Origin of the sequence: Kribbella sp. (assembly GCF_035687465.1) — a bacterium.
Taxonomy (GTDB): domain Bacteria; phylum Actinomycetota; class Actinomycetes; order Propionibacteriales; family Kribbellaceae; genus Kribbella.
The window spans coordinates 1-17,419 of the sequence record NZ_DASRXP010000663.1; the positions used below are offsets into that span (position 1 = coordinate 1).

A 17,419-nucleotide genomic window follows, 5' to 3' on the forward strand; every position below is an offset into this window, starting at 1 on the left:
CACTGTGCATCCCGTCGCGATCCCCCGGGATCTCCGGCACGCCAGGCCCGCTCACAGTCGTGGGGATCCACGGCCCGTCGTCCCACCGCACCTGATCCAGCACCCACCGCCACGCGTCCTCAGCCAGCTCCCGGTAGGCCCCCGCCGCATCAGTCACCGCCCAATAATGGCACCGCCCACCACCCACGTCCCCCACATTTCGAGCCGCCGGCTGAGCCTGTACTACGAATCGCCGGGCGCGGGCGATTCGTCGTACGGGCGAGGGAGTGCGTTCCGGAGGCGGATGCCGCTGAATCCCAGGGTCGAGGCGATCACGGCGTCCCAGAAGTCGTGTAGATGGGGTAGGACGCGTAGTTGGATGCCTGCCGTGGCATGAAGATCGAAGAGGTCGCCGACGCGCTCAGGCGGTCCCAGGGGCGTTACCTCGGTGGTCGCGACGACCGCGGCGTCGGTGGCCTCGAAGGGAGCAGCCGGGAGGCGGTACGCGTAAAGCTCGACCGTCCTGAGCGCATCCAGCCAGCCGTACTCGATCACGTGTACTCGCGTTCCGCAACCATCGCCGACGATGCGGGACTGGTCCTCAGCGGTGGTCTTCGGCCCGACCCAGGCCATCGCGCGCGGGCACTGCCGCGGGAACCAGTAGTCGGGGGCCCGATCGTGGTCGACGGCCCAGACGTACGGCGTTGTCCTGCCAGAGGCGAGATGGGGCCGGAAGGTGCGGATGGTCGGATCTTCGGAGAAATGGAGGACTTCACCTGGCGCCGGACGCATGCGCGGGAGCCTAATCGCCGGTCGGTCGCGGTCGGCAATTCTTTACGTGGCGTTGACTGTCAGGGGTTGAGACCGCAGGTGTCTTCGAGCCACGGGATGGGGTTGATCGGCTCTCCGCCGTCCGGACGGACCTCGAAGTGCAGGTGCGGGCCGGTGGTGTTGCCGGTGACGCCGACCGCGCCGACCTGGTCGCCGGCGTACACGGTCTCGCCCGGCGAGACGGAGAACTTCGACATGTGGTTGTACCAGGTCTCGGTGCCGTCCTCGTGCTTGATCCGGACCTGCCGTCCGTACGGTCCGGCGAACTCGGCGGACAGCACGACGCCCTTCATCACGGACCGGATCGGGGTGCCGATCGGGGCGGCGAAGTCGGTACCGGTGTGGACGGAGGCCCAGCGGCTGCCGCCCTGACCGAAGCCGGCGGTGATGTGGTAGCCGGAGATCATCATCTCGCAGCGGGTGGAGGACTTCCGCTCCTTCTCGGCGGCGGCTTCCGAGGCGGCCTTGGCGGCGGCGAGGGCGGAGGCGCGCTGAGCGGTCAGCTTCTTGGTGGCGTCGAGCTTCGCGGCCCTCGCCTTGGAGATCGCGGCGGCCGAGGCCTGCTTCTTGGATGCTTCCGTGGTGGACAGCTCGACTCGCGAGGAGTCACGCGTGGCCAGTTGACGCCGCTCGATCCGGGCCGTGGTGACCTCGGAGAGCTGGCTGTTGCCCATCGTGAGCGCTGCGACGTTCACCGCGGAGTTCGCCTGCGTCGGCGAGGCCAGCGAGCTGTGGCTGAAGCCGACAGCGCCCGCTGCCGCAGCGAGGGCTGCGGTCAAACCGACGATCTGGGTACCACCTGGGGTGTTACGCCTGGCAACACGATGCTTGGCACTGTGACGTGATGCGCCGGTCTTGCGCGCAGCACTATTGCCTGGCGTGACGCGGTTACCCGCGGCACGGTGCTGGGACACAACGTGGCCTTTCGGTCACAGGGGAGGGGCACTGTCCGCTCCCGGGGAGATTTATTCCCTCCGGGGGCTCATGCACCATAACGGAACAGTCACGAGGCGACAAACCCTGCCACCCGATTTCAGCCCTCACCTTCACGAAACTTTTGCATGAGCGCCTGCACGTGCATCCACCTGAAGGCGCAAACCAGTTGACGGGTCAGGCAACCGGGCCCTGCTCGTCGAGGTGGGAAAGGACACCGGTGATCTGGTGCACGACCTCGCCGTGGAACGGCAGGGACAGGTGGCCCACGCCGCGAACCCGGATATTACGCGCCGTCAGATCGGGGTGACGGATCCGGGCCCTCCGTTGCGGCACGATCAGCTGGTCCACGTCGCTGTAGAACGCGATGAACCGGGTCTGACAGTCAGGCGCCGGCTCGGCCAGTTCCGCCATCAGGTCGCTGTCCGGCCGCACCTGCTTGACCAGCGGCCAGGGCAGCAGCCGAGCCGCCATCGTGCCCTGGTGCGGGGTGCCGAGCGTCACGCAGGTGTGCACGCGCCGGTCCCCGCCGAGGCGCTGGATGTAGTACCGCGCGATCAGGCCGCCGAGGCTGTGTCCGACCACATGGATCTGCTCGGAGCCGGATTCCTCGCAGAGCGCCTCGATCTCGGCCCCCAACCGCTCCGCCGTACGCCGGACGTCGAGCGTCAGCGGAGAGTACGAGAAGTTCTGGATCCTGGTGAATCCCCGGCGCAGCAACTGGCGGCGCATCAGGGCGAAGACGGTGTGGTTGTCGACGATCCCGTGCGCCAGGAGGATCGGCGTACCGGCTGCTCTGACGTCGCCGACGAGCAGGCTGCGCTGGGCCGGGGTGAGGCCGGTGAGGGTGAGGCGCTCCGCTTTGCTGCCGGTGCCGCCGACCAGGCCGAGCGGGTACATCGCGAGATGGGTGGTGATCCAGCCGAGCTCGACCGCAGCGCCCTGGAGGACCCGGGGGCTCAAGGCAGAGCGGGCGCCGTACCGCAAACCGTCGAGGGCCTCCCGGATGCTGCTCCGGGTGGCCTCCTTCGCCGGATCGCCGGGCGAATCCTCCGGCTGTTCGACCGCCTCAGCGCTCATCGGCGTCTCCTCGGTGCATCAGACCCCCCGCACAACTGGTCCGATCTCTTTCCACGGTAACCGGTTCCCGGCGCGCGTGGCCGGGAACACACGCCTCCGTGTCTTATCCGTGAGGTGGGGCTCGGATAGCCTGCGATTGTCCAGGGCGCAACGCTGCGCCCGGCGTACCGGAGAGGTCCCTAGATGCCAGCCGCGAGCCCACTGCGAGTAGTCGTCGCCAAGCCTGGACTGGACGGTCACGACCGGGGCGCGAAGGTGGTCGCGCGGGCGCTGCGCGACGCCGGCATGGAGGTCATCTACACCGGCCTGCACCAGACCCCCGAGCAGATCGTCGAGACCGCCATCGCCGAGGACGCGGACGCGGTCGGCCTGTCGGTGCTGTCCGGTGCGCACATGACCCTGTTCAAGAAGGTCCGCGAGTTGCTCGCGGAGCGCGACGCGGACGACATCGTGGTGTTCGGCGGCGGGATCATCCCCGAGGCCGATCTGCAGCCGCTGGCCGATCTGGGCGTGCACAAGATCTTCACCCCCGGCGCCACCACCACCGAGATCGTCGAGTGGGTCCGCGCCAACGTCGGCGACGCCTCCGCGACCACGGAAGAACCCCAGGACGCCTGATCCTGCCCCGACGCGACGGATCCGCTCCGGAGCGTGTCGGCGACTGCGCGGAGTCGATCTGATCAGTTCTGCCCGTTTCAGCCAGGTTACTGTTCGGTAATACCGAATCGTTAAGAAACACCTGGTTGTGCGGGCCCTCGAATCGCGGTCGCATACAGCCATGCGTTTGTCCGTTCATGACGATCGGTCAGGTGTGTGGCTCAGGACACATCGCCCCCGATCTCGGTTACTGTCCGGACAGGGCGGATTGCAGCGTGGTGGGGAACTGCGACCGGCCGACGCAGAACCAGGCAAGAGGTCCCATCGGGAGAGGGCAGGTACACGATGAGGTTTGAACGATCACACACACGCAAGGCGGTCGCTCTGGCCGTAGCGAGCAGCCTGGTGTTGCTCGCATCCGCGTGTGGCGGTGACGACGACAGCAGCAGTGGGGGATCCACGAGTGGGGCGCTCACCGGCAAGGGCCCGATCACGTTGGCGGGCGGCGCTGACACGTCCGGCAACCTCAAGAACCAGGTCGCGGCCTGGAACTCGCAGAACCCCGACCAGAAGGTCACCATCATCGAGTTGCCGCAGGATGCGAACCAGCAGCGGCAGCAGATGATCCAGAACGCGCAGAACAAGTCCGACGCGTTCAGCGTGCTCAACCTGGACGTGGTCTGGACTGCGGAGTTCGCGGCGAACCGCTGGGTCGACGAACTGCCCCAGGACCAGTTCCCACTCGACAAGCTGATCCCGGCGACCCTCGAGACGGCGAAGTACCGCGACAAGCTGTACGCCGTACCGAGCACCTCCGACGGCGGACTGCTCTACTACCGCAAGGACATGCTCGACAAGGCCGGCGTCAAGCCGCCGACGACCTGGGCCGAGATGACCGCCGCCTGCGCCAAGGTGAAGGCGCTGCCCGAGGCCAAGGACATGAACTGCTACGCCGGTCAGTTCGAGAAGTACGAAGGCCTGACGGTGAACTTCTCCGAGGCGGTCAACGCGGCGGGCGGTGTGGTCGTCGGTCCCGACGGCAAGCCGAACGTCGACACGCCGGAGGCGCTCGCCGGTCTGGAGGAGCTGGTGAACGGCTTCAAGACCAAGGAGATCCCGCCGGCCGCGATCACCTACAAGGAAGAGGAGAGCCGCCGCGCGTTCGAGGCGGGCAACCTCCTGTTCCTCCGCAACTGGCCCTACGTGTACGCGCTGGCGAGCAAGGCGGGTACCTCCAAGATCGTCGGTAAGTTCGGGGTCGCTCCGCTGCCTGGCAAGGACGGTCCCGGTGTCTCGACGCTGGGCGGTCACAACCTGGCGGTCAGCTCCTTCACCCCGAACAAGGAGACCGCGGTCAACTTCATCAAGTTCATGGTGAGCGAGGAGCGCCAGAAGGCGAACATCGAGAAGACCTCGCAGGCCCCGACCTGGGCGTCGCTGTACGACGACCCGGCGCTGAACAAGCAGTTCCCGTACCTGGCGCCGCTGAAGGCGTCGATCGCGGGCGCGAAGTCGAGGCCCGTGGTGGTCAAGTACGGCGATGTGACCGCGGCGATCCAGCAGTCGGCGTACGACGCCTTGACCAACAAGGCGGATCCGAAGCAGGCGCTGACGGATCTTCAGTCCAAGCTGAGCACTCTCATCACCCCATGACCGACTTGGGTGGGCCGGTGCGCAGCGACTGCTGTGCGCCGGCCCAGCCATCGCTGGCTACACCTAGGAGGCAGAGGTGAGCACATCCGTCCCGGTCGCGGAACGACCGGTGAAGCAATCTCCAGGCAAGAGGCAACGACGACACGACGAAGGCACCGGCCGGCTCGCCGCGCTGCTGCTGTCGCCAACTCTTCTCGTACTGGCTCTGGTCGTGTTGTTCCCGATCATTTCGTCCCTCCGGGAGTCGCTCTACACCTCGGGTGTCCTGGACCCGGAGACCGGCTTCGTCAACGAGGGCAGCGTCTTCGCGGGGCTGGACAACTACACCGCGATCTTCTCGGGCGAGGCCGGCGACCGTTTCTGGAACGCCTTCTACAACACCACGTTCTTCACGGTCGTGTGTGTGGTGCTCGAGACCATCCTGGGCGTCGCGATGGCACTGATCATGCACAAGGCGTTCAAAGGCCGGGGCATCGTCAGGGCGAGCATCCTGGTCCCCTGGGCCATCCCGACGGTCGTCTCCGCGCTGCTGTGGAAGTGGATCTTCCAGGCCGACGGTGCGGCGAACGCCTTGATGGGAACGGAGATCCTGTGGTCCACCGAGGGCTGGCAGTCGGTGCTGTCGGTCATCATCGCGGACACCTGGAAGACCGCGCCCTTCATCGGTCTGCTGGTCCTGGCCGGACTGCAGACCATCTCGGCGGATATCTACGAGGCCGCCAAGGTGGACGGTGCGAGCCCTTGGCAACAGTTCGTCCGGATCACGTTGCCGCTGGTGAAACCGGCCCTGTTGGTCGCAGTACTGTTCCGGCTGCTCGACACCCTGCGGCTTTTCGACCTGCCTTACGTCCTGGTCGGTCCACGCAAGGATTCGGTGGAGACGATCACGATGCTGGCGTTCGACGAGGCCACCAACACCAGGTACGGACCGGCGGCCGCTTACGCGTTCATCCTGTTCGTCTACGTGGCGGTCGTGGCATTCGCGTTCGTCAAGGTGCTGGGCGCCGACGTCATCGGCGAGGCCCGGGTGAAGACGCGCACCGCCGGCCGGAAGCGCTGGGGCGGTCGTGGCAACGGATCGCCTGCTGCCGGTGGTTCGGCCGCAGGGGTCAAGACGGGGAGTGAGGTCTGATGGCAACCGACGTGCAAGCAGCACCGAAGATCGACATCCAGGCCGCGGAGGCAGGACCGCTGCGGAGGTACGCGCCGCTGCTCGGGGTGGCGATCATCGTCATCTACTGTCTGCTGCCCTTCTACTGGATGGCCGTCTCGGCGTTCCGGCGTCCGGCCGACCAGTTCGACAACTCGTTCTTCCCGAATCCGCTCTCACTCGACAACATCCGCGCCGTCTTCGGCGAGGGAGTCGGGTTCGGCCGGGCCTTGGCGAACAGCCTGCTGGTAGCCGGCACGGTGACGATCCTGACCTTGGTGATCGGGATCCTCGCCGCCTACACGCTGGCTCGGCTCGAGTTCCGGTTCAAGAACTTCGTCCTGGCGATCATCATCACCACGTCGATGTTCCCCGGCATCTCGCTGGTCGTTCCACTGCTCAAGCTGTTCATCGACATCAACTGGATCAACACCTACCAGGCGATGATCGTGCCCAGCCTGTCGTTCGCGCTGCCACTGGCGGTGTGGAACCTGACCGCCTTCTTCCGGCAGATGCCGAGGGAGTTGGAGCAGGCGGCGATGGTGGACGGTTGCACCCCGGCGCAGGCGTTCCGCAAGGTGATCCTTCCGCTGGCCGCACCTGGCGTGTTCACCACGGCGATCATCACGTTCATCGCGGCCTGGAACGAGTTCCTGATCGCGCTGAGCATGGTGAACAAGAAGGAGATCCAGACCGCGAACGTGCTCATCTCGAAGTTCCAGGGCGTCTCGGGTTCCGGCTTCGACCAGCCGTTCGGTACCCAGATGGCGGCTGGCGTGGTGGTGACGATTCCGTTGGTGATTGCAGTGCTCATCTTCCAGCAGCGTATCGTCGCAGGCCTGACGGCCGGAGGTGTGAAATGAGCTACGGAGACGAGCGGAACCGTCGTGATCGCGAGGACCGGGATCGCCGGGATCGCGAGGAGCAGCAACGTCGCGACGAGCAGGACCGGCGTGATCGAGAGGCGCAGGACCGGCGACGGTAACTAGACGAACCTAAAAGGGCTGGAACCGGCAACGGTTCCAGCCCTTCCTCTTTGGTAGAGGGGTCAGATCTTGAGCCAGACGGTGGCGTCTCCGGGGAGGGTGCCGTCGGTGACGGGTTCGCTGGCCAGCAGGATCTCGGCGGACTCGGGCAGGGCGACTGGCTGCTCGCCGAGGTTGACGATGCAGCGGAAGCCGGGGTCGCGGGTGAACGAGAGGACGGCGGCCGGGACGTCGGCGTCCCAGGTCATGCGGCCTTCGCCGAGTGCGTCCTGGTCGCGGCGGACTCGCAGAGCCGCCTTATAGAGGTTCAGGTGGCTGTTCGGATCGCCTGCCTCGGCCTCGGCGGTCAGCGGGGCCCAGTCAGCCGGCTGCGGCAACCAGGGCTGCCCCTCGCCAGACCCGAACCCGTACGGCGGCTCGCTACCACTCCACGGGATCGGTACACGGCACCCGTCCCGCCCACGCACGGTGTGGCCCGACCGCTCCCAGGTGGGATCGTCCAGTACCTCTTCCGGAAGGTCCTCCACCTCCGGTAGACCCAGCTCGTCGCCCTGGTAGATGTACGCCCCACCAGGAAGCGCGAGCTCAAGCAGAGCCGCGGCCCGTGCCCGGCGCCGCCCCAGCTCCAGATCAGTCGGTACTACGCCCGCACCCTCCAGCGCTTCCCGTTGGTCCCGGCCATACCGGGTGCGGTGCCGGATGGTGTCGTGGTTGCTCAGCACCCACGTCGCCGGAGCTCCCACGGCCCAGAGGCTCTCGGTGGTGTGGTCGATCACCTCACGGAGTTCCTTCGCGTCCCACGCACAGCGCAGTACGTCGAAGTTGAAGGCGGAATGCAGTTCGTTCGACCGGACGTACTGCGCCAAGCGTTCCGCGGGGGACAGCCAGGCCTCGGCGACGAACACCCGTGGTCCCTGCGGCGTACCGGCGTACTCGTCGGCGATCGCGCGCCAGCGCTGGTGGATCGTGTGCACGCCCGGCTGGTCGTAGAACGGGTTGCCGACGTACTTCTCCCGGGTCGGCTCGCCATCCTTCAACGGCACGTCCGGTAGCGACGGGTCCTTCGCCATCGAGTCGGCCACGTCGATGCGGAACCCGTCGATGCCGCGGTCGAACCAGAACCGCAGGATCGAGTCGAACTCCTCGACCACCAACGGGTTGTCCCAGTTCCAGTCCGGCTGGGAGATGTCGAACAGGTGCAGGTACCACTGGCCATCGTCGATCTGCTGCCAGGCGCTACCACCGAAGGCGGCCGGCCAGTTCGTCGGGGCGTGGCCGTCCTTGCCGTCCCGGAACCAGAACAGGTCGCGCTCGGGCGACCCAGGGGCGGCCTTGAGTGCCGCCTTGAACCAGGGGTGCTCCCAGGAGCAGTGGTTCGGCACCAGGTCGATCAGGATCCGGATCCCGAGCGCGTGCGCTTCCGCGATCAGCGCGTCGGCGTCCGAGAGGGTGCCGAACTCGGGGTTGATGTCGCGGTAGTCGGACACGTCGTACCCGCCGTCCAGCAGCGGTGACGGGTACCACGGGCTGATCCAGAGGGCGTCGACCCCGAGGTCGGCCAGGTAGGGCAGCCGGGCCCGGATGCCGTTCACGTCACCCGTGCCGTCACCGTCCGCATCGGCGAACGAGCGGGGGTACACCTGGTAGACGACGGCACTACGCCACCAGTCGTCAGCTGGTCTGGTTGCTCCATCTGTCATGCGTCCCAGCCTTTCATGTCCTCGCAAGCGGGCTGTGACAGTCGTCTCACGGCGTACCCCGACTGTTGCTCGGCCCACCCGGGTGGCTAGTCTCAGGCCGACGGAACGCGCCGGCGACCGTGCCTCTCCGCACCGCAGCCTGCCGCGGCCTAACTCGAACAGGCGAGAGAGGGACCACAGTCGTGGATCTGATGGAGTACCAGGCGAAGACTGTCTTCGCCAAGCACGGTGTAAGGACGACGGTGGGTGAAGTCGTCCACACGCCCGAGGAAGCCCGCGCGGCGGCCGAGAAGCTCGGTGGCACGGTGGTCGTGAAGGCCCAGGTGCTGACCGGTGGCCGCGGCAAGGCCGGCGGCGTCAAGCTGGCGTCCTCGCCCGACGAGGCGGAGGAGAAGGCCCGCGAGATCCTGGGCCTCGACATCAAGGGCCACATCGTCAAGACCCTGAACATCGTGCCGGCCGCGGCGATCGCCGAGGAGTACTACTTCTCCTTCCTGATCGACCGCGCCAACCGCAACTACCTCTGCATCGCCTCCGCCGCCGGCGGGATGGAGATCGAGGAGGTCGCGCACACGAACCCCGACGCGGTCGCCAAGATCTCGATCGACCCGGCCACCGGTGTCGACGAGGCGAAGGCCCGGGAGATCGCCATCGCCGCGAGCTACCCGGCCGACGTGATCGACGCCGTCGTACCGGAGATCGTGAAGCTCTACCAGGTCTTCCTGGGCGAGGACGCGACGCTGGTCGAGGTGAACCCGCTCGTCAAGCTCAAGGACGGCAACGTCGAGGCGCTGGACGGCAAGGTCTCGCTGGACGAGAACGCCGACTTCCGGCACCCGGAGTTCGCCGAGTTCGCCGACACCTCCGCGCAGGACCCGCTGGAGGCGAAGGCCAAGGCCAAGGGCCTGAACTACGTGAAGCTGGACGGATCGGTCGGCATCATCGGCAACGGCGCGGGCCTGGTCATGTCGACCCTCGACGTCGTCGCGTACGCCGGTGAGGAGTTCGGTGGGGTCAAGCCAGCGAACTTCCTCGACATCGGCGGCGGCGCGTCCGCCGAGGTGATGGCGAACGGCCTGGAGATCATCATCTCCGACCCGCAGGTGGAGAGCGTCTTCGTCAACGTCTTCGGCGGCATCACCGCCTGTGACGCGGTCGCGAACGGCATCGTGCAGGCGTTCGAGCTGCTGGCCGGCCGCGGTGAGGCCGTCAGCAAGCCGCTGGTCGTCCGGCTGGACGGCAACAACGCCGACGAGGGTCGCCGGATCCTGGACGAGGCCGGCCTGGCCGGACTCGAGCGGGTCGACACGATGGACGGCGCCGCCAAGCGGGCCGCCGAGCTGGCTGCGAAGTAAGGGATCGCTGAAATGTCTATCTTCCTGACCAAGGACAGCAAGGTCATCGTGCAGGGCATGACCGGCTCGGAAGGCACCAAGCACACCACCCGGATGCTTGCCTCCGGCACCAACATCGTCGGCGGCGTGAACCCGCGCAAGGCCGGCCAGAGCGTCGATTTCGACGGCAAGGCGGTGCCGGTCTATGGGACCGTGGCCGACGCCATCAAGGAGACCGGCGCGGACGTCTCGGTCATCTTCGTGCCGCCGAAGTTCACCAAGGACGCGGTGATCGAGGCGATCGAGGCCGGCATGCCGCTGGTCGTGGTGATCACCGAGGGCGTACCGGTGCACGACACCGCGGCGTTCTTCGCCGCCGCTCAGGCCTCCGGCACGACCCGGATCATCGGCCCGAACTGTCCGGGCATCATCACCCCGGGTGAGTCCAACGCCGGCATCATCCCGGCGACCATCGCCGGCGCCGGCCGGATAGGTCTGGTGTCCAAGTCGGGCACGCTGACCTACCAGATGATGTACGAGCTGAGCGACATCGGCTTCTCGACCGCGATCGGCATCGGTGGCGACCCGATCGTCGGTACGACGCACATCGACGCGCTGCAGGCGTTCCAGGACGACCCGGACACCGACGCGATCGTGATGATCGGTGAGATCGGTGGCGACGCCGAGGAGCGTGCGGCCGCGTTCATCAAGGACAACGTCACCAAGCCGGTCGTCGGCTACGTGGCGGGCTTCACCGCCCCGGAGGGCAAGACGATGGGCCACGCCGGCGCCATCGTGTCCGGCTCCTCCGGTACTGCGGCCGCGAAGCAGGAGGCCCTCGAGGCCGTCGGCGTGAAGGTCGGCAAGACGCCGACCGAGACCGCCAACCTGATGCGCGAGATCATGCAGTCCAAGTAACACCAGCCACGACCAGGGCCCCGGGAGCTTCTCCCGGGGCCCTGCTCTGTGTGCCTACTTGAAGGTGACGGAGCGCTCGGCCGCGCGGTTGAGGATCTGGGTGAACGCGCTGTCGCTGATGTCGAGGCCCTTCAGCACCGGGTAGAGCAGGTAGACCGCGTGCTTGCCGGCCGCCGCGATGCCGATCCGGTAGGTGAAGATCTTGCCGCCGCCGGTGTCGTAGGAGGCCCGCCAGGTCTGTCCCTTGATGGTGCTGAAGTTCAGGGTGCCGGTCTTCTTCACCGTCGCGTTCGAGGTCGTCTTCGCGCAGGTGTCCACGTTCTTCCGGACCCCGGTGACGAAGGTGCTCGCCGCGGCGGGGGTGGCGAACGCCGCGACCGTGGCGTCCAGTCCGAACTCGGTGGGCGCCTGCGCCTCCGGTACGACGTACGTCTGGGCCTTGGACTTCGTCGACTTGGCCTTCTTCAGGTCGATCTTCTCGCACTCGGTCCCGGAGCGGACGGTGGAAGGAACGCTGACCCAGGGTTTGTCGATGCTCAGCAGGACCGGCAGGTCGATCGGTGCCATGAACCCGGAGGCGTCCGGACCCGGCAGCAGGCTGGCCGTCGCCTTCGGGGTCCCCGTGCCGCAGTTGCTGCCGGTCTGGGCGCAGATCCGCTTCAGCCCGGCGCTGGCAGTGGCCAGCACGGCGTCGGGCTTGGGGGTCGTGGTGCCGACGGTGTCGTGCTCGAGCACCATGGTGGCCGGGCCTGCGGTGGTCACGCTGATCGTGCGGTACTTGTTGGTCTTGTCCGCGGTGGGCTGTCCGAAGACGGCGATCACGCCGCGTTCACCGAGACCCTCGATGGCGTAGCTGGCGACCAGCCGCACCTGCGCCGTGGAGCACTGGCTCAGCCAGCCGGTGATCGTGGCGTACGCCTTGTCGGCGGTCGTCGTGTCGTTGGAGACCTCGACGTACTGGACCGCGGTGTCCTTGGTGGTCGCGTTGCGGAAGTTGCGCACCCAGGTGCGTACGCCGGCCGGGTCCGCGAACCGCTGGGACTGGCAGACGAAGGATCTGTCGGACGCGCTACTGCCGTCGGCGGTGCTGGCGACAGCCCAGCTGCCGGTGCTGGTCAGAGGCTTCGCTGTCGGCCCGTCGATCAGTACCTTGGCGTCGGCGAGCGTGTCCGCACCGCTGGACTTGTCGTCGGTCGCGCTGGACTTCGCGTCGCCGGGGGAGTCGCCACCGCCGAACGCGTTCACCGCCACCACTCCACCGCCGCCCAGCAGAACCAGGACGGCGGCTCCCGCGCCGATCATCTGGTTCCGGCGGCGCGCCTGCTGCCGGCGCGCCTCGCGAGCCGCGGCACGGCTGCCGCCTCGCGGAGCACGGTGGGAACCGGTCATCTACTTCTTGACCTCCTGACTGATTCCACCGACGGTACCCGGTGGCCCGGCGTGTTCCATCCCGAGCTGGACACAGAGAGTTGGACACAGAGAGCAAGCGGGCCGAAGTCTTCCATATCCGGCGTGTCAGAACGAGTGGTCCCCCGGCCGGGGGCGACGATGGAAGTCAGATGACCGACATGCTGAGCCGTCCGGGCGCCCGTGACGGCGGATCCCACCAGGCGCCCGGGCCCGCCCCGAAGCCCGACAGGTCCGAGCTGCTCGAGCCCACCAGGCCGGTGCTGCTCTCGGCCGTCATAGGCGCTGGTGCCTGCCTGCTCACAGGGTTGCTGGCCTGTGCGGCCGTTGCCGTGGTCGGCTGGCTGGCTGCGACCTTCGGCGGCGCCTCCGGTGCGGTCCGGGCGGGTGCCGCGGTGTGGCTGGTCGCGCACAAGGCCGGTGCCACCCTGAATGGCAGTGCGATCACCATCGCACCGCTCGGCCTGACGCTGTTCCTGGCGTGGTGCCTGTACCGCGCCGGGCGGTTCACTGCGCGAACCAGCGGCGCCAGCCGGACCAAGGACCTGGTGATGGCGTCCGTCGTGCTCTCGGCGGCGTACGGCCTGGGTGCGCTGATCATCGCGCTGCTCACGTCGGACGGCGCGGTGAAGGTCTCGCCGCTGTCGGCCTTCCTCGGTGCTGCCACGCTGGCGATCGTCGCGGGGACCGCTGGGGTGCTTGTGGAGTCCGGCGCCGCCCAGGACATTGCCGACGCGACACCAGTCGGCCTGCGTGACGCAGTACCGGCTGCTGTTGCTGCTGTGCTCACAGTGATCGCTGCCGCCTCACTCCTGTACGGCGTGCTCCTGGCAGTGCACTTCTCCCGGGTCACCGGGATGCTGGAGCTGCTCGACGCCGGGGTAGTCGGCTCGGTCGTGCTGTTCGCCATCTGCCTGATGCTGCTACCGAATGTGATCCTGTACGTGGTGTCGTTCCTCGCGGGCCCGGGGTTCCAGCTGGGCGTGGGTACGACGATCGCCCCGACCGGGGTGGACGTGGGGAACCTCCCGGCGCTGCCGCTGCTTGCCGCAGTACCGGAGGACGGCGCTACCCCGACGTACCTGCTGGTTCTGACTGCCCTGCTTCCGCTGGTCGCGGGGGCAGTCGCTGGGCTCGTCGTAGCTCGCAGGGGGCTTGCCGCCGAGGATTCGGACGCGCTGGGGTGGGACGCCTTCGCTCTGCGTGGTGGGATGGCCGCGCTGATCGCCGGGATCATCCTGTTCATCCTGATGTCGCTCGCGGGTGGTTCGGCCGGGCCGGGGCGGATGGCTGAGTTCGGGATTCCCGGCGCGCTCCCGGCGGCAGGGGTGCTCGGGGCCGGGATGGCGATCGGCGCCGCCATCACCGCGGGCCTCGTGGCCGCCCGCCGCCCGGTGGAAGGTGCCGCGGACACCGAGCGATAAGGTTTGGCGCGTGACAGACCCGGTTGCGCCCGCTCCAGAGCCAGCGCGTCTTGTTGTGCTCATCTCGGGCTCGGGCTCGAACCTGCAGGCCCTGCTGGATGCCTGCGGGGACCCCGCGTACGGCGCTCAGGTGGTCGCCGTCGGCGCGGATCGCGAGGGCATCGCGGGGCTCGACCGGGCGACGGCGGCCGGAGTACCGACGTTCGTGCACAAGGTCAAGGACCACGCCGAGCGGGCTGACTGGGATCGCGCCCTGACGGCGTCCGTCGCGGAGTACAAGCCCGACCTCGTCATCTCGGCCGGGTTCCTCAAGCTCGTCGGCGACGACTTCCTGACGAGTTTCGGGGACCGCTACATCAATACCCACAATGCGCTGCTGCCGGCGTTCCCCGGCATCCACGGACCGCGGGACGCGCTCGAGTACGGCGTCAAGGTGGCCGGCGCGACCCTGTTCTTCGTCGACGGCGGGGTGGACACCGGGCCGATCATCGCCCAGGTGGCCGTGCCCGTCGAGGACGACGACACCGAAGACACCCTGACGGAGCGGATCAAGGAGGTCGAACGCCGCCAGTTGGTGGACTGGGTCGGCCGGCTGGTCCGCGACGGCTGGACCATCACCGGACGAAAGGTCAGAACGAAGTGAGCACCGACCGCAGGCCGATCCGCCGGGCGCTGATCAGCGTCTACGACAAGACCGGTCTGGAGGAGCTCGCGAAGGCGCTGTCCGACGCCGGGGTCCAGCTGGTGTCGACCGGTTCCACCGCCGCCCGGATCGCGGCGGCCGGAGTACCGGTGACCAAGGTGGAGGACCTGACCGGGTTCCCGGAGTGCCTGGACGGGCGGGTGAAGACGCTGCATCCGAAGGTGCACGCCGGTCTGCTCGCGGACGTCCGGCTCCCGACCCACGTGGAGCAGCTCGCCGAGATGCGGGTCGAGCCCTTCGACCTGCTGGTGAGCAATCTGTATCCCTTCACCGAGACGGTCGCGTCCGGTGCGTCGACCGACGAGTGCATCGAGCAGATCGACATCGGTGGGCCGTCGATGGTTCGCGGGGCTGCGAAGAACCACGCGAACGTGGCGGTGGTGGTCTCACCTTCGCGGTACGACGAGATCTTGGCCGCGCTTGCCGATGGTGGGTTCTCCCTGGAGCAGCGGCAGCGGTTGGCGGCGGAGGCGTTCTCCCACACCGCGTCGTACGACGTGGCCGTCGCCTCGTGGATGGGCAGTGTGCTCACCGATACCAGCGAGGGCACGGGCTTCCCGGCGTGGACCGGTGCGACGTGGGAGAAGGCCGCCGTACTCCGGTACGGCGAGAACCCGCATCAGCCGGCGGCGCTGTACCGGCATTGGCGAGGTGGACTCGCGGCCGCGGAACAGCTGCACGGCAAGGAGATGTCGTACAACAACTACGTCGACGCGGACGCGGCCCGGCGTACGGCCTTCGACTTCACCGATCCGGCGGTCGCGATCATCAAGCACGCGAACCCTTGTGGGATTGCTATCGGCAAGGACATCGCCGAAGCGCATCGCAGGGCGCACGAATGCGATCCGGTCTCGGCGTACGGCGGTGTGATCGCGACCAACGCACCGGTGTCGGTGGAGATGGCGAAGCAGGTCGCCGAGATCTTCACCGAGGTGCTGGTGGCGCCCGCGTACGAAGACGGGGCAGTCGAGATCCTGCAGGGCAAGAAGAACATCCGGCTGCTGCTGTGCCCGCCGGACTCGCATCCCGACCGGGTTGAGTTCCGCGGGATCAGCGGTGGGGTTCTGATGCAGCACGTGGACCGTTTCCAGGCGCCGGGCGACGACCCGTCTACCTGGCAGCTCGCTGCTGGTACAGCTGTCTCGGATGAGGTGCTGGCTGATCTCGCCTTCGCTTGGAAGGCCTGCCGCGCGGTGAAGTCGAACGCGATCCTCCTGGCCTCCGACGGAGCCTCTGTGGGGATCGGCATGGGCCAGGTCAACCGCGTCGACTCGTGTCGCCTGGCCGTTTCCCGAGCGGGTGAACGCGTGAGTGGTTCTGTGGCCGCCTCTGATGCGTTCTTCCCGTTCCCCGACGGCCTCGAAGTACTGATCGACGCAGGCGTCCGCGCAGTCGTCCAACCAGGCGGCTCCATCCGAGACGACCTAGCAGTAGAAGCAGCAACCAAGGCCGGCATCACCATGTACTTCACCGGCACCCGCCACTTCTTCCACTAGTACTACGGGGAAAGTCGCGGCTCCTCCGTCGCAGCTCGCTCCTACCGAACCGCGATCGGATGAGTGCGGGTTGTCCGTGGGATGCGATTGGTGATTCGGCCCGGGATTGCGCTGCAAGCAGTGATGATGTGGTTGCCACTAGCAACTACGCGGTGTGGTCGCGTCAGGCGCATTGGTGTTGTGGTTGCGTCGCTTGCATTGGCAGTGTGGTTGCGCGGTCTCCGCTGCGGGAGTGTGCTAGTCGTCGTGGTGGGTGTCAAGGGCGCCTTTGGCGTCGCCTTCGGCGATCGAACAAGTTCGACCCTTGACACCCACCACGGCGACCAGGGAAGGACGCAGCTACGCGGATGCCGCGCGGAGGTGTGAACTGCATCCGGTGGTTCGACCGGCGCGGGTGGTCCCGGGTGCTGATGTGGACGCCCCTTCCGGTGGTTCCGTCCGCCCGTCCGCCTGATCCCGGGGCGGAGGTGTGAGTCCCCTTCCGGCGAACCCACCGTTTCGGGGGTTATCCCCTGAAACCGTGGGGTGGCGCGCAGTATCCACGCTGACAACCCACCGTTTCAGGGGATAACCCCCGAAACGGTGGGTTCGCGGTGGGGCCGCTGGGGGCTGCGCCGGGCCGGTGGTGCGGCCGGTCGGTGTCGGGTTGTGTGGCCGATGGCGGCCTGCTCGGCGCTATCGGTCGAACATCCTGCTACCGGCCGGGCTTGGGGGTGGTCCACTCCCGGGATCCCGGGACCGATGGCGGCTTGTTGGGCGGTATCGGTCGAACAAGCCGCTACCCGCGGTCGAGGTCTCCCGCTTGTTCCGCCTGACGCTAGAGGTGTTCCGCTGGGTGGTGCCTGGAGAGGTCGGCGGGCTCGTTTCGGGGGTCGGGTGGTGTCGATGAGTGGGGATAGCTCCTCGTGGTGGGCTTGCCCCACTGCTATAGCGATGGGGCAACCCGCATTGGAGAGTGGAGCCCCCTCTTCGCTCGACGGTTCGCAGTCGGCGCGTCAGTCGTCGGGGCCACCGAACTCCCCGGCCGCCACCTCCGGCGAACCACCCGACCGCCAACCTCCGGCGAACGACCCGACCGCCAACCTCCGGCGAACCACCCGTGCGGCCTGCCCGGCGGAATCCCTGGGACTGTTGCCGTTCTTCCCAGCGGCTCCGGGATAGCTGCGATCTTTCCCTGGTCGTGGTGAGGTGTGTCAAGGGTCGAACTTGTTCGAGCCCGCAGGGCCGC

Annotated in this window: 15 protein-coding genes; 10 read left to right on the forward strand and 5 right to left on the reverse strand. The window is 67.6% G+C overall.

What is annotated here, in order from left to right; translation table 11 throughout:
- Positions 1–222: 222 nt before the first annotated feature.
- The 3 genes from VFG33_RS35440 to VFG33_RS35450 all read right to left on the reverse strand — a co-directional run bounded on the left by VFG33_RS35440 (position 223) and on the right by VFG33_RS35450 (position 2,823).
- Positions 223–771 carry a DUF6886 family protein gene (locus VFG33_RS35440; protein WP_325057393.1) on the reverse strand — a complete coding sequence of 183 codons (549 nt, stop codon included), beginning with the start codon at positions 769–771 and terminating at the stop codon, positions 223–225.
- 59 nt (positions 772–830) lie between these two features.
- Entirely contained in the window at positions 831–1,589 is a 759-nt protein-coding gene (locus VFG33_RS35445) for a M23 family metallopeptidase (protein WP_325057394.1), read from the reverse strand.
- A gap of 331 nt (positions 1,590–1,920) precedes the next feature.
- The gene (locus tag VFG33_RS35450) at positions 1,921–2,823 is read right to left on the reverse strand and encodes an esterase/lipase family protein (protein ID WP_325057395.1); all 903 of its coding nucleotides are present in this window, start codon (positions 2,821–2,823) and stop codon (positions 1,921–1,923) included.
- A gap of 183 nt (positions 2,824–3,006) precedes the next feature.
- Between VFG33_RS35450 and icmB the strand changes: the two genes are divergently transcribed.
- From icmB to VFG33_RS35475, 5 genes are all read left to right on the forward strand, one after another.
- Positions 3,007–3,441 (forward strand): coenzyme B12-dependent isobutyryl CoA mutase small subunit, encoded by a 435-nt coding sequence (gene icmB, locus VFG33_RS35455; RefSeq protein ID WP_325057396.1) that lies wholly within the window; start codon positions 3,007–3,009, stop codon positions 3,439–3,441.
- Positions 3,442–3,825: 384 nt separating this feature from the next.
- Entirely contained in the window at positions 3,826–5,073 is a 1,248-nt protein-coding gene (locus VFG33_RS35460) for an ABC transporter substrate-binding protein (RefSeq protein ID WP_325057397.1), read from the forward strand.
- Positions 5,074–5,182: 109 nt separating this feature from the next.
- On the forward strand, positions 5,183–6,205 hold the full coding sequence (locus VFG33_RS35465) for a carbohydrate ABC transporter permease (protein ID WP_325057406.1): 1,023 nt from the start codon (positions 5,183–5,185) through the stop codon (positions 6,203–6,205).
- Between the two features lie 128 nt (positions 6,206–6,333).
- Positions 6,334–7,086 carry a carbohydrate ABC transporter permease gene (locus tag VFG33_RS35470; RefSeq protein ID WP_325057407.1) on the forward strand — a complete coding sequence of 251 codons (753 nt, stop codon included), beginning with the start codon at positions 6,334–6,336 and terminating at the stop codon, positions 7,084–7,086.
- A complete protein-coding gene (locus VFG33_RS35475) occupies positions 7,083–7,208 on the forward strand; it encodes a hypothetical protein (protein ID WP_325057398.1) in 126 nt (41 codons plus the stop codon). The genes VFG33_RS35470 and VFG33_RS35475 overlap by 4 nt, the downstream gene beginning before the upstream one ends.
- 63 nt (positions 7,209–7,271) lie before the next feature.
- On the opposite strand, the gene VFG33_RS35480 is transcribed toward VFG33_RS35475, so the two are convergent.
- Entirely contained in the window at positions 7,272–8,909 is a 1,638-nt protein-coding gene (locus VFG33_RS35480; protein ID WP_325057399.1) for a glycoside hydrolase family 13 protein, read from the reverse strand.
- Positions 8,910–9,091: 182 nt separating this feature from the next.
- Here VFG33_RS35480 and sucC point away from each other — a divergent pair, with 182 nt between their 5' ends.
- Together sucC and sucD are read left to right on the forward strand one after the other, a co-directional pair.
- Positions 9,092–10,264, forward strand: a complete 1,173-nt coding sequence (gene sucC / locus VFG33_RS35485) for an ADP-forming succinate--CoA ligase subunit beta (protein ID WP_325057400.1) — start codon at positions 9,092–9,094, stop codon at positions 10,262–10,264.
- A 12-nt stretch (positions 10,265–10,276) separates the two neighbouring features.
- Positions 10,277–11,161 (forward strand): succinate--CoA ligase subunit alpha, encoded by an 885-nt coding sequence (gene sucD / locus VFG33_RS35490; protein WP_325057401.1) that lies wholly within the window; start codon positions 10,277–10,279, stop codon positions 11,159–11,161.
- A gap of 54 nt (positions 11,162–11,215) precedes the next feature.
- Here the strand turns inward: sucD and VFG33_RS35495 are convergent, their stop codons facing one another.
- On the reverse strand, positions 11,216–12,550 hold the full coding sequence (locus tag VFG33_RS35495; RefSeq protein WP_325057402.1) for a hypothetical protein: 1,335 nt from the start codon (positions 12,548–12,550) through the stop codon (positions 11,216–11,218).
- A gap of 170 nt (positions 12,551–12,720) precedes the next feature.
- On the opposite strand from VFG33_RS35495, the gene VFG33_RS35500 reads away from it, so the two are divergent.
- From VFG33_RS35500 to purH, 3 genes are read left to right on the forward strand one after another with little or no spacing between them, the layout of a single operon-like run.
- Positions 12,721–13,992 carry a cell division protein PerM gene (locus VFG33_RS35500; RefSeq protein ID WP_325057403.1) on the forward strand — a complete coding sequence of 424 codons (1,272 nt, stop codon included), beginning with the start codon at positions 12,721–12,723 and terminating at the stop codon, positions 13,990–13,992.
- A 10-nt stretch (positions 13,993–14,002) separates the two neighbouring features.
- Positions 14,003–14,635, forward strand: coding sequence for a phosphoribosylglycinamide formyltransferase (purN, locus tag VFG33_RS35505; RefSeq protein ID WP_325057404.1), 633 nt, complete (start codon positions 14,003–14,005; stop codon positions 14,633–14,635).
- On the forward strand, positions 14,632–16,191 hold the full coding sequence (gene purH / locus VFG33_RS35510) for a bifunctional phosphoribosylaminoimidazolecarboxamide formyltransferase/IMP cyclohydrolase (RefSeq protein ID WP_325057405.1): 1,560 nt from the start codon (positions 14,632–14,634) through the stop codon (positions 16,189–16,191). Before purN ends, purH begins: the two co-directional genes overlap by 4 nt.
- Positions 16,192–17,419 lie beyond the last annotated feature (1,228 nt).

Excerpts from the sequence above, each read along its gene's own strand:
- VFG33_RS35480 (WP_325057399.1), bottom strand. The coding sequence starts at position 8,909 with ATGACAGATGGAGCAACCAGACCAGCTGACGACTGGTGGCGTAGTGCC.
- VFG33_RS35500 (WP_325057403.1), top strand. The coding sequence starts at position 12,721 with ATGACCGACATGCTGAGCCGTCCGGGCGCCCGTGACGGCGGATCCCAC.
- VFG33_RS35450 (WP_325057395.1), bottom strand. The coding sequence starts at position 2,823 with ATGAGCGCTGAGGCGGTCGAACAGCCGGAGGATTCGCCCGGCGATCCG.
- VFG33_RS35495 (WP_325057402.1), bottom strand. The coding sequence starts at position 12,550 with ATGACCGGTTCCCACCGTGCTCCGCGAGGCGGCAGCCGTGCCGCGGCT.
- icmB (WP_325057396.1), top strand. The coding sequence starts at position 3,007 with ATGCCAGCCGCGAGCCCACTGCGAGTAGTCGTCGCCAAGCCTGGACTG.
- VFG33_RS35475 (WP_325057398.1), top strand. The coding sequence starts at position 7,083 with ATGAGCTACGGAGACGAGCGGAACCGTCGTGATCGCGAGGACCGGGAT.
- VFG33_RS35470 (WP_325057407.1), top strand. The coding sequence starts at position 6,334 with ATGGCCGTCTCGGCGTTCCGGCGTCCGGCCGACCAGTTCGACAACTCG.
- sucD (WP_325057401.1), top strand. The coding sequence starts at position 10,277 with ATGTCTATCTTCCTGACCAAGGACAGCAAGGTCATCGTGCAGGGCATG.
- VFG33_RS35440 (WP_325057393.1), bottom strand. The coding sequence starts at position 771 with ATGCGTCCGGCGCCAGGTGAAGTCCTCCATTTCTCCGAAGATCCGACC.